The 12,484-nt window shown below is 57.2% G+C and carries 14 protein-coding genes; 8 read left to right on the top strand and 6 right to left on the bottom strand.

The window, feature by feature from the left end:
• Positions 1-9: 9 nt before the first annotated feature.
• The 4 genes from ACYVDM_RS00350 (at position 10) to ACYVDM_RS00335 (ending at position 4,135) form a co-directional block, all read left to right on the top strand.
• Positions 10-927 carry a LysR family transcriptional regulator gene (locus ACYVDM_RS00350; protein WP_415790766.1) on the top strand — a complete coding sequence of 306 codons (918 nt, stop codon included), beginning with the start codon at positions 10-12 and terminating at the stop codon, positions 925-927.
• 237 nt (positions 928-1,164) lie between these two features.
• Positions 1,165-2,370, top strand: coding sequence for a CaiB/BaiF CoA transferase family protein (locus ACYVDM_RS00345; protein ID WP_415790768.1), 1,206 nt, complete (start codon positions 1,165-1,167; stop codon positions 2,368-2,370).
• Positions 2,367-3,137 carry an enoyl-CoA hydratase/isomerase family protein gene (locus tag ACYVDM_RS00340; protein WP_415790770.1) on the top strand — a complete coding sequence of 257 codons (771 nt, stop codon included), beginning with the start codon at positions 2,367-2,369 and terminating at the stop codon, positions 3,135-3,137. Before ACYVDM_RS00345 ends, ACYVDM_RS00340 begins: the two co-directional genes overlap by 4 nt.
• A gap of 23 nt (positions 3,138-3,160) precedes the next feature.
• Complete coding sequence (locus ACYVDM_RS00335) at positions 3,161-4,135, top strand: Bug family tripartite tricarboxylate transporter substrate binding protein (RefSeq protein ID WP_415790772.1); 975 nt, start codon at positions 3,161-3,163, stop codon at positions 4,133-4,135.
• A gap of 33 nt (positions 4,136-4,168) precedes the next feature.
• On the opposite strand, the gene ACYVDM_RS00330 is transcribed toward ACYVDM_RS00335, so the two are convergent.
• The 3 genes from ACYVDM_RS00330 to ACYVDM_RS00320 are packed head-to-tail and all read right to left on the bottom strand — an operon-like array spanning position 4,169 to position 6,639.
• On the bottom strand, positions 4,169-4,972 hold the full coding sequence (locus tag ACYVDM_RS00330; protein ID WP_415790774.1) for an aldolase: 804 nt from the start codon (positions 4,970-4,972) through the stop codon (positions 4,169-4,171).
• A gap of 9 nt (positions 4,973-4,981) precedes the next feature.
• Complete coding sequence (locus ACYVDM_RS00325) at positions 4,982-5,635, bottom strand: glutathione S-transferase family protein (RefSeq protein ID WP_415790775.1); 654 nt, start codon at positions 5,633-5,635, stop codon at positions 4,982-4,984.
• Between the two features lie 14 nt (positions 5,636-5,649).
• Positions 5,650-6,639 carry a Bug family tripartite tricarboxylate transporter substrate binding protein gene (locus ACYVDM_RS00320; RefSeq protein ID WP_415790777.1) on the bottom strand — a complete coding sequence of 330 codons (990 nt, stop codon included), beginning with the start codon at positions 6,637-6,639 and terminating at the stop codon, positions 5,650-5,652.
• 100 nt (positions 6,640-6,739) lie between these two features.
• Between ACYVDM_RS00320 and ACYVDM_RS00315 the strand changes: the two genes are divergently transcribed.
• Positions 6,740-7,279, top strand: coding sequence for a helix-turn-helix domain-containing protein (locus ACYVDM_RS00315; RefSeq protein WP_415790779.1), 540 nt, complete (start codon positions 6,740-6,742; stop codon positions 7,277-7,279).
• Between the two features lie 142 nt (positions 7,280-7,421).
• On the opposite strand, the gene ACYVDM_RS00310 is transcribed toward ACYVDM_RS00315, so the two are convergent.
• The 3 genes from ACYVDM_RS00310 to ACYVDM_RS00300 form a co-directional block, all read right to left on the bottom strand.
• Positions 7,422-7,844 carry a hypothetical protein gene (locus tag ACYVDM_RS00310; RefSeq protein WP_415790781.1) on the bottom strand — a complete coding sequence of 141 codons (423 nt, stop codon included), beginning with the start codon at positions 7,842-7,844 and terminating at the stop codon, positions 7,422-7,424.
• 155 nt (positions 7,845-7,999) lie between these two features.
• Entirely contained in the window at positions 8,000-8,977 is a 978-nt protein-coding gene (locus ACYVDM_RS00305; protein ID WP_415790783.1) for a Bug family tripartite tricarboxylate transporter substrate binding protein, read from the bottom strand.
• 124 nt (positions 8,978-9,101) lie between these two features.
• Positions 9,102-10,052, bottom strand: coding sequence for a LysR family transcriptional regulator (locus ACYVDM_RS00300; RefSeq protein WP_415790785.1), 951 nt, complete (start codon positions 10,050-10,052; stop codon positions 9,102-9,104).
• Positions 10,053-10,198: 146 nt separating this feature from the next.
• Here ACYVDM_RS00300 and ACYVDM_RS00295 point away from each other — a divergent pair, with 146 nt between their 5' ends.
• The 3 genes from ACYVDM_RS00295 to ACYVDM_RS00285 are packed head-to-tail and all read left to right on the top strand — an operon-like array spanning position 10,199 to position 12,424.
• Positions 10,199-11,107 carry a ferritin family protein gene (locus ACYVDM_RS00295; RefSeq protein WP_415790787.1) on the top strand — a complete coding sequence of 303 codons (909 nt, stop codon included), beginning with the start codon at positions 10,199-10,201 and terminating at the stop codon, positions 11,105-11,107.
• A gap of 8 nt (positions 11,108-11,115) precedes the next feature.
• Complete coding sequence (locus tag ACYVDM_RS00290; RefSeq protein WP_415790789.1) at positions 11,116-11,514, top strand: RidA family protein; 399 nt, start codon at positions 11,116-11,118, stop codon at positions 11,512-11,514.
• A gap of 13 nt (positions 11,515-11,527) precedes the next feature.
• Positions 11,528-12,424, top strand: a complete 897-nt coding sequence (locus tag ACYVDM_RS00285) for an alpha/beta hydrolase (RefSeq protein WP_415790791.1) — start codon at positions 11,528-11,530, stop codon at positions 12,422-12,424.
• Positions 12,425-12,484 lie beyond the last annotated feature (60 nt).

The raw sequence follows: 12,484 nt of genomic DNA, 5'->3' as shown, positions 1-12,484 counted from the left end.
GGTGCGCTGATGACGAAGCTCACGATCAAGCAACTGTCCGCGATCAAGACATTGGCAGGTGCTCAGAGCTTCACGATTGCAGCGGCTCGGCTGAACACGACGCAATCGAACCTCAGCATTACGATTCGAGAGGCCGAAAAGCTGCTGGGCGTACGCCTTTTTGATCGCAGTACCAAGACGGTCACTCTGACTGAGGTTGGCACGGAGTTTTCTGAGACCGTCGGGCGGCTGCTCGACGAGCTTGATGCGACCGTGCACAACGTTCAGGCGGTCGGTCGGCTGGAAAGAGGGCAGTTGTCGATCGGTGTGACGCCCCTCTTGGGCAGCATACTGATCCCGGATCTGATTGCGCAATTTCACGACGACTATCCCGAGATCGACTTGCGCCTCGAAGACGCATCGACAACAAAATTGTTGTCTCTGTTGTCGTTACGGGATATCGAGATAGCCATCGGAACGTTCGACAGCAAGGCTCCAGACATCGCTTTGGAACCATTGTTTGACGATGCTCTGATTGCGTTGTCTCATCCCTCACTGGGACTGGCGGGCGAGATGACATGGGCCGAACTCGCCAAGCACCGGCCTATCAGCATGGCTAGCGAGAGCAGCGTCGGGCGGTTGGTGGAAGATACGTTGTGGTCGGTATGCCAAACGCGTTTACAACCGCTGATGCGTTCTCATCACTGGCTGACTGTTGTCTCGATGACCCACGCGATGAGGGGCGTTTGCGTGGTACCGCACTATGCCCTCGAGTTGCATCAGACCCAAACGTTGCGCGCCTCAAGGTTGATGGAGCCTGTCGTCGAACGACGAATCTATGCAGCCTCACTACGCTGTCGGGCGCTTTCGATAGCGGCTCAACGCTTCATCTTTCTACTGAAGGCACGACTGGTTTCCAGCAACGGGCAACGGTCGGAAAATTTATAAGTAGATCAAAACAATCAATTTCCTATATGACTGACGCGCTACTACACTTGCTCACGTCAGCATAAAATGCCTCGCGTTCGAGGTAGTGCTGCATCTACATAAAATATCAGTTGTTTAAATAAATATATCTGATTGGAGACAATTTCGAGCGTAGCCTCGGTCAAGGGTTAAGGCTACGGCTGCCTGAACAGCTGATTTTGAACGCATGTGTCCTATAACCTGCTTCCAAGGAGTAGCATGGCTTGCACCGTCGATACGCCACCCGCACCGCTTTCTCGCTACACCGTTCTCGATCTGTCTATCGCGAGAGCGGGTCCCGTCGCGGTGCGATTGCTTTCAGATTGGGGAGCACGCGTCATTCGCATTGAGCCTCCTCCCAAGAAAGATCGAGGATCAGTCACGGGAAAGCGGCGCGCGCCCGACGAGCAAAACATGCACCGCAACAAGCGCAGTCTATGCGTGGATCTCAAGACCCCGACGGGTGCCGAGGTACTACGCCGACTGGTCATGCAATCCGATGTGGTGGTGGAAAATTTTCGGTCGGTCGTCAAACGACGCCTGGGGCTTGATTACGAGCAACTGTGTCAGGTCAAGCCGGACATTATCCTGGCCAGTATTTCGGGGTTTGGGCAGAGTGGCCCCTATAGCGAACGGCCTGGCGTGGATCAGATCATGCAGGGCATGAGCGGTCTGATGTCGGTGACCGGCGAACCAGGCACCAAGCCAACACGTGTGGGCATCGCTATCTCGGATACCTCTGCCGGAATGTTCTTGGGTCAAGGTATTTTGCTGGCGCTGCTGCACCGGACGAATACGGGGCGAGGCCAATGGGTGCACACCTCGCTGCTGGAGTCTATGCTGAACAAGCTCGATTTCCAGGCGGCGCGCTACACCGCTCGGGGCGAAGTGGCGGTGCAAGAAGGCAATTTTCATCCCACGTTGGCGCCGATGGGGACCTATGACGCGAACAACGGCATGGTGAATCTATCAGCCAGCACAGAACGCATGTGGCAAAACCTTTGCCAGGCGCTAGGTGCGCCACACATGATGCAAAGGCGGGAATACCTTGACCGCACTGCGCGCTTTGAAAATAGGCATCAGTTGAACGCCGAAATCAATACGCTGACCTCTGGTTTTACTGTCGAGGAACTGGTCGCTCGCCTGAACCCGGTCGGCGTACCTTGTGGTCCGGTCTATGACATAGGACAGGCCTTTGAGGATCCTCAGACCCGGCATCTGCGCATGACGCGGACGGCCCGCCACGCGGTGATGGGCGATATGGAGTTGGTGCGTTCGCCGATCAATCTATCGGCGTTTCCGCATCCGGAGCATTTTCAATATGCGGGTCCGGATCCTGGGGAGCACAGTGCTGAGCTGCTGCGCGAACTGGGATACGGCGATGACGAGATCGATAGGATGAAGGCTGAGGAGGTGGTGGCATGAGTTCGACAGCAAACAAGCCCGGGACCATTCCAGAACTCAGCGTGCAGGAGCGGGTGGCTACCATCACGCTACAGCGCCCGGAGCAGGCCAATCGCCTTGGCCCCGATGATCTGGCCGCGATCTATGACCACATCGAGACGGTCAATGCCATGCCAGAGGTTCTGGTTTTGAAGCTGAAATCGTCTGGGAAGTATTTCTGCAGCGGTTATGACATCAGTCGCATCGGCGCGGGCCGGGCCGTCAGTTTCGAGAGCACCGTCGATGCGCTAGAGGCCGCACGACCTGTCACGATTGCACTGGTTCATGGTGGTGTGTATGGTGGCGCGACGGATATGGCGTTGGCGTGTGATTTCCGCATTGGCACGCCGGCAACGAACATGTTTATGCCCGCCGCGCGTCTAGGGCTGCACTACTACGTGAGTGGTATGGAGCGGTATGTGGCTCGCTTGGGGATCAACGCGGCGCTGCGGCTTTTTCTGACGGCCGAGCACATCGATGCCGTTGAAATGTTCCGCATCGGCTACCTGACCCATCTGGGGACAGCGGACGAGTTGACTGCGACGGATGAGCAACTCACTGCAATGATTGCCGGGATGGCGCCACTGCCGCTGCTGGCCATGAAGAAGCACCTGAATCGTATCGCTCGTGGCACCGTCGATATGGCCGATCTACAGCGCGATATTGCCGCGGCCGCCGCATCTGCAGACTTGCAAGAGGGCCGCGCGGCCTGGCAAGAAAAGCGAGCCCCCAACTTTGTCGGCCGTTGAGTTTTCTCTTTAAGGAAACAAAGATGAACCGTAGAACACTTGCTCTGTTGACCGCCTGTGTATGTGCCAGCTCGGGTGCGGTCAGCGCTTTTGCCGAAGGGTATCCCAATCGGCCTATTGAACTGCTCGTGGGCTATAGCCCCGCGGGAGCGGCAGATTTGATAGCGCGAATCCTGGCCGACGATCTGGGCCCGAGGCTGGGTCAGCCGATCATTGTGCAAAACAAGCCTGGCGCCGGAAGCACGCTGGCGTCGAACCTGCTGGCGAATGCGCCAGCCGATGGCTACACGCTGGGGCTCGCATCCGGTACCTTATTCGGTATTGATCAGTATCTTTATAAGGTGAAATACAAGGGAACAGACTTTACTCCCATCAACCGATTGACCATCTCGCCGCTGATACTGGCGGTCAACCCAAAGTTACCTATCAAGTCCGCTGCGGAGCTGGCTGCCTATGCGAAGGCTCGTCCAGGAGAGCTGAATTACTCGTCGTCCGGTATCGGTGGTTCACCACACATGAGCGGGCTGATCTTCGAGAAAGCGACGGGGGTCAAGGTTACCCACATCCCGTATAAAGGCGGTGCGCCTGCGCTGCAGGCAGTGGCGGCGGCGCAGGTCGACTTCTCGTTTGGCACAGCTGCATCGGTGCTTCCGCTCGGCACGGCGGGCGCTGTGCGGATGCTGGGTGTCTCCACCAAGCAAAAAAGTCCTGTTGCCCCCGAACTGCCAACGATCTCCGATACTGGAATACCAGGCTATGAATTCAGCTTTTGGTATGGTCTTTTCGGCCCGGGAAATCTCCCCAAAGACGTGCAGGAGAAGCTGTTCGAGGCTGTGTCGGAATCCCTGGATAATCCAAAGGTCCAAGCCAAGCTCTTGGCGGCGGGCAATGAAGTGTCCCCGATGAAATCCTCTGGCGAATTCGAGCGTTGGGCCATAGATAACGGGAAATTCGTAGTGGATCGAGCAGAGGCGGCAGGCGTACAGGGGCCGAACTAGCCGCAATGGACGTTGGCCCCTGTATGCTAGCCGTTACGCTTTCTGCGTAAGACAATCATCGTTCTTCGGATTCTTGAGCGAACGGCGAGCATAGTATTCGAACGCGATCGTATTGCGCTTGGGTCGGAGCACCCAGTCATGCGCTTCAGAACCGAGTACCGGGTCGATAGGCTGAATTTCCCCGGCCCCCATTGCCAGTAGTTGCATTTTCGCGGCCCGCTCGAAGGCAATGGCGAGTACGCAGGCTTCTTCAACTGTGGAGCCGGCGATCAACAGGCCGTGGTGCGACAGCATCAGCGCGCGTTTCTTGCCTAGTGCGCTGGCGATGAATTCCCCCTCTTCGTTGCCGACCGGGATGCCGGGCCATTTGGCCACGAAAGCGACATCGTCGTAGAGGACGCAGTTGTCCATGTGCGAGACGACGAGCGGCTGCTCGAGCATACCCAGGGCCGCGGTGTGAGCGGCATGCGTGTGAATAATGCAATTCACGTCTGGCCGAGCACGGTAGACCCAGGAGTGGAACCGGTTGGCGGGATTGGGTATGCCAGATCCCGCCACGACGTTCAGGTCCTCGTCCACCAGCAGCAGGTTGTCTTCGGATATTTCATCAAATCCCATACCCAGCCGCTGCGTCAGAAATTGCCCCGGTGTATCGGTGCGGCTGGTGATTTGGCCGGCCAATCCGGAATCGTGGCCGTTATCGAACAGAATTCGGCAGGTCAGCGCCAGCTTTTGGCGCAATGAGTAGGCGCTGTCCTGGAATTGGCGGTCCATTTGGCTGGTGGATTGCGACACCAGAGTGGCTTTGTCGAGTTGAAAAGTATCAGGTTGAGTCATGACTGGGCCTCACGCGAGTTCAGCGGTAGATAGATTACGTTCCGGTTGTCCCGGGAAAAGTGATTGATATCCAGGCAAGGACTCGATGCGTTCGAGCCAGGCACGGATAGCGGGATAGGGCTGCAAGCCGATGCCTCCCATGGGCGCCATGCGCGTATAGGGATATAGCGCAACGTCCGCGATGCTGGGCTTGGCGAGCGTTGCCACCCATCCCCGCGCGCCCTGGCGCTCCAACTGCGAGTCCAGCACCTGTAGTGCTGCCCGGGCCGCCGCGGCATGGCCGACAAAGGGTTCACTGTCAGGGTTGCCATGCCCGTGCAGCGCCAGGTGCAGCCGTAGTTGCGCCAGCGGCTTCATGTGTCGATCTTGTTCAAATGACATCCAGCTTAATACCTGCGCCTGTGCCAAGGTGTCTTGCGGCCACCAGTCACTGCCTTGGGCGAGGTAATGAAGAATGGCCAGCGATTCGGCAAGATGATTGCCATCGGGCAACTGCAACACCGGGACATGGCCCATCGGCGCGATTCGCAAAAATTCAGGTTGCTTCAAGTCGCCGCGATCAATCGACAGTGTTTGGCGTTCCAGGGGAATGCCCAGCAGGCTGGCCAGCAGCCGTACCTTCCAAGCATTGCCCGAGCGCAGGGTATCGTACAGTTTCAACATGTTGGCACCGAAAATCAATCGAGTTGGGTTCCTGCGGCCTGGATGACCTGGCCCCATTTTTCGCTTTCGCTGGCGATATGTTGCTGGTAGGCCGCGACACCGGTTGGCAGCGGCTGAATCCCCATCTCGGCCAGTCGGGACAGCAGTTCGGGCCGAGCCATGGCCTGGGCCAGCGCCTTGTTCAGCACGTCGATATAGGCGGTGGGAGTGTCGGGCGGGGCGACCAGCGCATTCCATGAGCCTATCTGAAATTTTGGCAGACCTTGTTCCGTGCTGGTTTTCAGATCCGGGGCGGCGGGGCTGCGCGTCTGTGCCGCGATGGCAAGCATTTTCAGACGTTGCGCCTGGGCTTGAGGCTTGATGACGGGTAATGCGTCAATCACAATATTTACCTGGCCGCCGACCGCCGCATTCACGGCTTCGGCACCGCTCTTGAACGGGATGTGAACAATGTCAGTCTGGGTAGAGAGCTTGAATAGTTCCATGCCAAGGTGAGGAGAACTACCATTGCCTGCTGACCCAAAGTTCAATTTTCCTGGATGCTGCTTGGCATAGGCGGCCAGCCCCTGGAGGTCTTCGACGCCTTCGATGCCGTTGATCGCCAGGACATAAGGAGAATTACTGACCAGCGACACAGGCGTCATTACCGCCGGATCGTAGCTGAGCTTTCGATAAAGCATCTTGTTGACGACTTGCGTGCCGACGGTTCCCAGCAATAGCGTGTAGCCGTCTGGCTTTGCACTTACCAGGGTCTGGGCCGCAATGGAGCCGCCAGCGCCTGGCCGATTTTCCACGATAATCTGCTGGGAAAGTGCTTCGCCCAGATACTGTCCAATTAATCGCCCAGCTACGTCAGTGATGCCGCCCGCCCCGAAGGGGATGATCAAGCGAATCGGTTTGTTCGGATAGTCGGCATCAGCGGACAATGCCATTTGCGGGGCGGCGGCGGTGATGCTACATAGAGCAATAGCGAAAAATGCGCGGACGCGTCCTCTCAAAGACATAGCAGATCTCCACGTGAAGAACGGGTGGCAGCCCATTCAGGTTTTGATTCGAGTTAGGAAACAAGTTTATTCTAGGACACAAGTGTCCTAAAGGGAAGCAATGGCTGTAAAACTGAAATTGTTGCGTGTGCAGGCGGGGTTGACGCTGGAGGAGCTTGCCCAGCAAGCAGACCTCACACGTAGCTACGTGTCTAAGCTGGAACGCGGTGTTTCCACGCCCTCGATCGGCGCCGCATTGCGGATTGCGAAAGCCCTGGACGTCAAAGTGGAGGAGTTGTTCTCCGAGTCGCACGACGGCGATCCCATTGTGATCAATCGTGCGCCGCCCGGTAATCGAAGCACCGGCCACATGCCGCGCCTCGTCTCAGGTACCTTGCCGGGACACAAGATGGTCGCGTTCGTGATGACCCCTACGAGCGAACCGGTCCGCAACCATCCCATGAGTCACCACAAGGGGGAAGAAATCCTGTTCGTGCTCAAGGGGAGTGTCAATTTGCAGCTTGCCCGGCGCAACGAAACTCTACGCGCTGGCGACAGTGCGCATTTCAACTCCAGCATTCCACACAAGATCACCTCGATCGGCACGCGGCCCGCCTCGGTTCTGCTGGTGATCGCCGAGGATGATGTGGCGGCGGACTGAGTGCATGGCGTCGTGCTGGATCTGATCGAGCCGGGCTGATGGATCTATGAGCAAGTGATCGCTATAGATCGAGCGGCGTAACCGCGAGGTCTATGGTTGTCTCAGCCCCGATGCAGGACTGACGTCATATCCGTTTGTGCGTTCAAATAAACGGGTTCGGGCCATCGAACAGCACGTCAATGCTGTGAAAGGGGATGTTTCCACGATGAATGGCTTCATGCACGATGCCGCCCTCGGTAACGAGTTGCTGTTCCAGGAAGGGATGCGTGTGGAAAGTGAAAATGATGCAATGGGTCGCGCTCTGAGCGTACCGCTCTTCGCCTAGAAACAGCGTGTAATGCGCTAGCGTGCTGTTCATGGCGTCTTTGGCTAAGGCGAGATAGACGCCCGGTTTGGCATTGGTGCCCCGGCGGTCCGCGTTGGGTCTGGCCATAATGCACCGATGCATCATGATGTTGGCGTGGCCGTTATGCGACGTGTAATGAATATAAAGCGGGCGTCCATTGAGCATGCCGTTGTTCAAATGCATGTCAATTCGATGATCGTTGCTGATGCCAGATGCCATGATGTTCCGCGGTTGAACCAAGTGCCTAATCCTAGCGCCGACGCCCAGGGCAACGCAATTTCGACATACAAAATGGAACAAAAATTGCAGATTTTGTTACGTCATTGACTGCGTCGTTCGGTGCTCGCAAATGGGTGCGCCGCAAGGGAGTAAAACTATTTCTGGGCGGCCAAGCCAGCCGCTTTTACGACCCCTGTGTATTTTTTGACTTCTTGTTCCACATAGACGGAAAACTCCTCCGGAGATCGTGAGTCTGGCTCTGCGCCGATCTGGCGAAGTTGCTGCTTGAAGTCCGCTGATTCCATGACGGCGATCATCGTGTCTTGCAAGCGTTTCAATACCGGTGGAGGAACTTTCGCTGGCGCGAACACGGCAAACCAGGCGCTGACTTCGAAGTTGGGTATACCGCTTTCCGCCACCGTGGGTATATCGGGCAGCAGCGTGCTGCGCTGCAGGCTGGTGACAGCCAAAGCGCGCAGGGTACCTTGGCGGATGTTTGGAACCGACGTGGTTTGCAGGTCGAACATCAGTGGCACATGGCCGGCCATGACATCGACCAGTGCGGGTGCGCTGCCGCGATACGGAACGTGCACCAGTTGGATCTTGGCGGCGTTGGCTAGCATCTCACCCGCCAGATGGTTGGATGTTCCAGGGCCGGCAGAGGCGTAATCCAGCGTGTTCGGCTGTTGACGCGCTGCCTCGATGACGTCCGCTAAGGTGCGAAGGGATGACCCGACGGGTGTCACCAGAACGAAGGGGGTCGATGCCACGGGCGCCACCAGCGCGAAGTCGTTGAGCGGGTCGTAGCCGACGTTTGTAATCGCCGGATTGATGGCGTGCGAGCTGACGGTGCCCAAGAGTAGGGTGTAGCCGTCGGCGGGTGCTTTTGCAACGAAGCGCGAACCAATGGCCGTTCCTGCGCCGCTCTTATTTTCGACGACAACTGGCTGGCCAAGTTTTTCCCCCAGCATTTTCCCGATGGCGCGAGCCAGGATATCAGCGGAGCCCCCGGCTGGATAAGGAACCACCAGGGTGACAGAGTGGGTGGGAAAGTCCTGAGCTGTTGCCTGTCCCGCCGCGGCGAGCAGGATACAGGACGCCACAGGAGCAATGAGTCGGCACAGTGGGTGCATGCAATTTATCCATCATGGGTGGGCTTCCATTGCTGGGCGAGGACCGTCGTTCGTTCCAGATGCTCCCAAGTTAATACCTGCTTGTCTAATACCGTTCAATGTAGGTGTTGATACGTCCGACGAATCACACCGTTTCGGGCATTTTTCGCACTGACTTAGTGCGTTCATTCCGGTCATGTAAGGGGTGGGCTGAGCCCAACGCGTTTGCCAAGAAAGCGGGAATGACAGGGTTGTCATTTCCACTTGCATAGGCAAATACCAGTTGATAGGTGGGTGGGTTCTTCGTATCGGAAATGTCGAGGAAGCACACGTCTTCCATATGCAGGCGGCGCATGGCGGATGGAACCAGGGCGATACCTAGTCCCCCTGCGACCAGAGTCAAGATGGCTTGCATCTGCGAGGCTTCCTGGACGACTCTGGGCATGAAACCCGCCGTCTGACAAGCCCTCAGCAGCGCGTTGACAAAGCCCATTCCTTCGGCCGCGGGAAACGAGACAAACGATTCTGCCGCCAGTTCTTTCATTTTCACTTTCTCGCGCTTGGCCAGTGGATGTCCGCTCGGAACGGCAAGCACGAAGCGTTGGGGGCGTAGCTCGACAAGCTCCAGCCCGCGCGAGTCATAAACCGGTCCGACCAACAGCGCCAGATCGGTATGCCCATTCTGGAGATCTTCGAGTTGCCGTCGCGTGGTTTCCGCTGTCAGCGTTAGGTGCACGGTCGGGTAATTGTGCTGGAATCGTTTGAAGATTTCCGGCAGTACGTCGAGTGCCGCGCTGGGTACGAAAGATAGGCGCAACGTGCCTTCAAGGCCGCAATTCGTTCGACGGGCGCGTTCGCGCGCCTGTTCAATGAACCGTAGTAGTCGTACCGCATCTTTATAGAAGACCTGTCCGGCCGGTGTCAGCCTGACGTGATGCTTGCTTCGATCGAGCAGCGTCGTGCCGATATCGGTCTCGAGATTCCTTACTGCGGTCGATAGTGGCGGCTGCGACATGTGCAATCGCTCGGCCGCGCGGCGGAAATTCAATTCTTCAGCGACCACGACAAACTGGCGGACCAGACGGAGTTCAAACATGAGCGTCACCCACTATGCGAAGTCAGATTGGCAATATCTGACACGAATCACGGGGCTATGTAAATAGTATTGGATGTATCAAGGTGGCGCCCCTAGCATGAACATATTCAATCCCTTTCTTTGTTCTAACTTGAGGATCCGATCAGATGCAACCGTCCTTACTCGAAGAAATCCCCCAAGTTCCCAATCCGTATCCGGTGGTTGCGAAGATTGAGTATCCAGAAGTTTGGCGCCTGTGCACGCAAGCGCGGGAGTTGGCCTGGGATCCCGTTGTGGACATTGATTATTCGGAATTGAAGGACGCTGATATTCCCGATGAGGTGCGCGTCGCGGGAGCGGAATGGTGGAGCTTGCGTGCCTGGATGGAACACGGCGCAACGCCGTATGGCGCCGAACGCCTGCGCGAAGCGATTTTTTCGCATCAACCTTTCGAGATAAAGCAGCACATCACCAACTTCATTGCCGAAGAGTTGAGGCATCACGAGGCCAGTTTCCGAATCGCGGACCATTTGCATGGCTATGAGGCCATCCCGCGGGCAGATTACTTCAAAGACATTATCCCGCGCTTTCACGACGAGAAAGACGAAAAGGAAATGAGCTTCTATGCAAGCTTGTCGGTCAATACCTTGTTTGAACAGCTTTCGGGCGAACTGCTTCAAGCACGCTACGAAAATGCAAAGTTCGCATCGATTCGCGAAGCCTGTCGGCTCATCCTGCGCGATGAGGCACGCCATATTCAATTTGGCCGCATTATCATGCGCCGTTTTTTTTCCGAACTACCGGCGACAGAGAAACGCACCATCGGGGAAAAGGTAGCGAAGAAACTCAAGGGCAGCCTGCTCAATGGCGTCTACGCGGTCGTTAATCTGCCGGACGAAGAGCGTGCCCGGTCGGGGCGCAACCGTGCGTTGGCCGCGGAATACGGTCTAGGTGCGACGCATCCGGACGACGAGATCGCCATTATTCGCAAGGGTTTGAACCAGATCCGTGAGGATGTGGGTGTGTATGGGGTCGAGATTCCCCGTGTGTCCGAAATCGACGACTGCATATCGTGAGCCACTCCATGTCGAATCGCATCATTGCTACCAACGAGGTGGCCCCTCCATTAGGTCCATACAGCTTGGCTATCGCCTCGGTGGGTTCTGGAACGTGGCTGCATATCGCCGGCCAGGTCGGTGTGGATCCAAGCGGCCAACTGATGGATGGCTTTGAGGCACAGGCGCGCCAGACGTGGGCTAACCTGGTGGCTGTCTTGTCGGGCGCCGGTATGCGGGTTGAGCATCTGGTAAAAGTCAGCACGTTCCTGACCCGACAGTCGGATCTGCCGCAGTTGGGCCCAGTTCGGGCCGAATTCATCGGTGAATCACGGCCGGCATCCACCGTCGTGGTCGTGCAAGCACTGGCCCGACCTGAATGGTTGGTAGAAATCGAGGGCATCGCCTTCCTGCCCGCATCCGCCTGATCCGGACTGCACGATGTCCCAACGTCCTGAACGGCTTACGCAGCGACTGCGCGAACTAGGTGTGCGATGGCAGCACGATATACGCAAAGGCGGCGATGAGACTAAGGCGCTCTACGTGCCCTTGCTGGCGCAGGCGCCCAAGGCAGGCGTCGATATCATCGATAACCTGGCTTATGGCGATCACCCACGACAAATTCTGGACGTGTATAGGCCTACAGGCGCGCATCGCGCACCAGTGGTTCTCTTCGTGCATGGAGGTGCCTTTATCAGGGGCGCGAAGAATATCAACGCAGAGATGTACGGCAATGTGCTGACATGGTTCGCGCGCCAGGGTTACATCGGCATCAATGTGGAATACCGGCTTGCGCAGGATGCTCCCTATCCCGGCGGTGCTGCTGACGTAGCACAGGCATGCGAATGGGTCGCCCGCCATGTCCACGAGTTTGATGGCGATCCCGATAGAATCTGCCTGATTGGTCATTCCGCCGGGGGCACACATGTCGCGACATTGGCTTGTGATCCGCTTTACGGATCGGCGCCGCTCAATGTGCAGGGTGTCGTGCTGATTTCCGCACGGCTCAAGGCAGACATCCTTGCAGTGAATCCCAACGCAGCGGGTGTCAGGGCGTATTTTGGCAATGACCCCTCGCACTACGAAAGCGGGTCGCCGCTAACCCATGCCGCGCGTGCGCGCGTGCCGGTGCTCGTGGTGAACGCCGAATATGAAAACCCGTTGCTGGACATCTATGGCCTTGAGTTCGCCTTGGCGCTAGGCAAAGCTAGCGCATCAGCGCCTTTGCACATCGCTTTGCCAGATCACAATCATGTATCGATCGTGGCTCATTTCAATACGCCCGAGCAGTGGCTGGGTGAACAGGTGCTGGCGTTCTTCGAACGCTCATGCCGCTAGCGAACAGCACGGTGGGCCTTACTGGCCTTTCACGCCACGACTGGATGGCCAACAATTTCA

The organism is Bordetella tumulicola (assembly GCF_054779135.1).
Note: the sequence above shows the minus strand (reverse complement) of the source record. Positions and strands in the feature narration are given on the sequence as shown.

Bases quoted from the DNA above. Each gene is read 5' to 3' on its own strand.
- ACYVDM_RS00350 (WP_415790766.1), top strand. From the start codon at position 10: ATGACGAAGCTCACGATCAAGCAACTGTCCGCGATCAAGACATTGGCA.
- ACYVDM_RS00345 (WP_415790768.1), top strand. From the start codon at position 1,165: ATGGCTTGCACCGTCGATACGCCACCCGCACCGCTTTCTCGCTACACC.
- ACYVDM_RS00340 (WP_415790770.1), top strand. From the start codon at position 2,367: ATGAGTTCGACAGCAAACAAGCCCGGGACCATTCCAGAACTCAGCGTG.
- ACYVDM_RS00335 (WP_415790772.1), top strand. From the start codon at position 3,161: ATGAACCGTAGAACACTTGCTCTGTTGACCGCCTGTGTATGTGCCAGC.
- ACYVDM_RS00330 (WP_415790774.1), bottom strand. From the start codon at position 4,972: ATGACTCAACCTGATACTTTTCAACTCGACAAAGCCACTCTGGTGTCG.
- ACYVDM_RS00325 (WP_415790775.1), bottom strand. From the start codon at position 5,635: ATGTTGAAACTGTACGATACCCTGCGCTCGGGCAATGCTTGGAAGGTA.
- ACYVDM_RS00320 (WP_415790777.1), bottom strand. From the start codon at position 6,639: ATGTCTTTGAGAGGACGCGTCCGCGCATTTTTCGCTATTGCTCTATGT.
- ACYVDM_RS00315 (WP_415790779.1), top strand. From the start codon at position 6,740: ATGGCTGTAAAACTGAAATTGTTGCGTGTGCAGGCGGGGTTGACGCTG.
- ACYVDM_RS00310 (WP_415790781.1), bottom strand. From the start codon at position 7,844: ATGGCATCTGGCATCAGCAACGATCATCGAATTGACATGCATTTGAAC.
- ACYVDM_RS00305 (WP_415790783.1), bottom strand. From the start codon at position 8,977: ATGCACCCACTGTGCCGACTCATTGCTCCTGTGGCGTCCTGTATCCTG.
- ACYVDM_RS00300 (WP_415790785.1), bottom strand. From the start codon at position 10,052: ATGTTTGAACTCCGTCTGGTCCGCCAGTTTGTCGTGGTCGCTGAAGAA.
- ACYVDM_RS00295 (WP_415790787.1), top strand. From the start codon at position 10,199: ATGCAACCGTCCTTACTCGAAGAAATCCCCCAAGTTCCCAATCCGTAT.
- ACYVDM_RS00290 (WP_415790789.1), top strand. From the start codon at position 11,116: ATGTCGAATCGCATCATTGCTACCAACGAGGTGGCCCCTCCATTAGGT.
- ACYVDM_RS00285 (WP_415790791.1), top strand. From the start codon at position 11,528: ATGTCCCAACGTCCTGAACGGCTTACGCAGCGACTGCGCGAACTAGGT.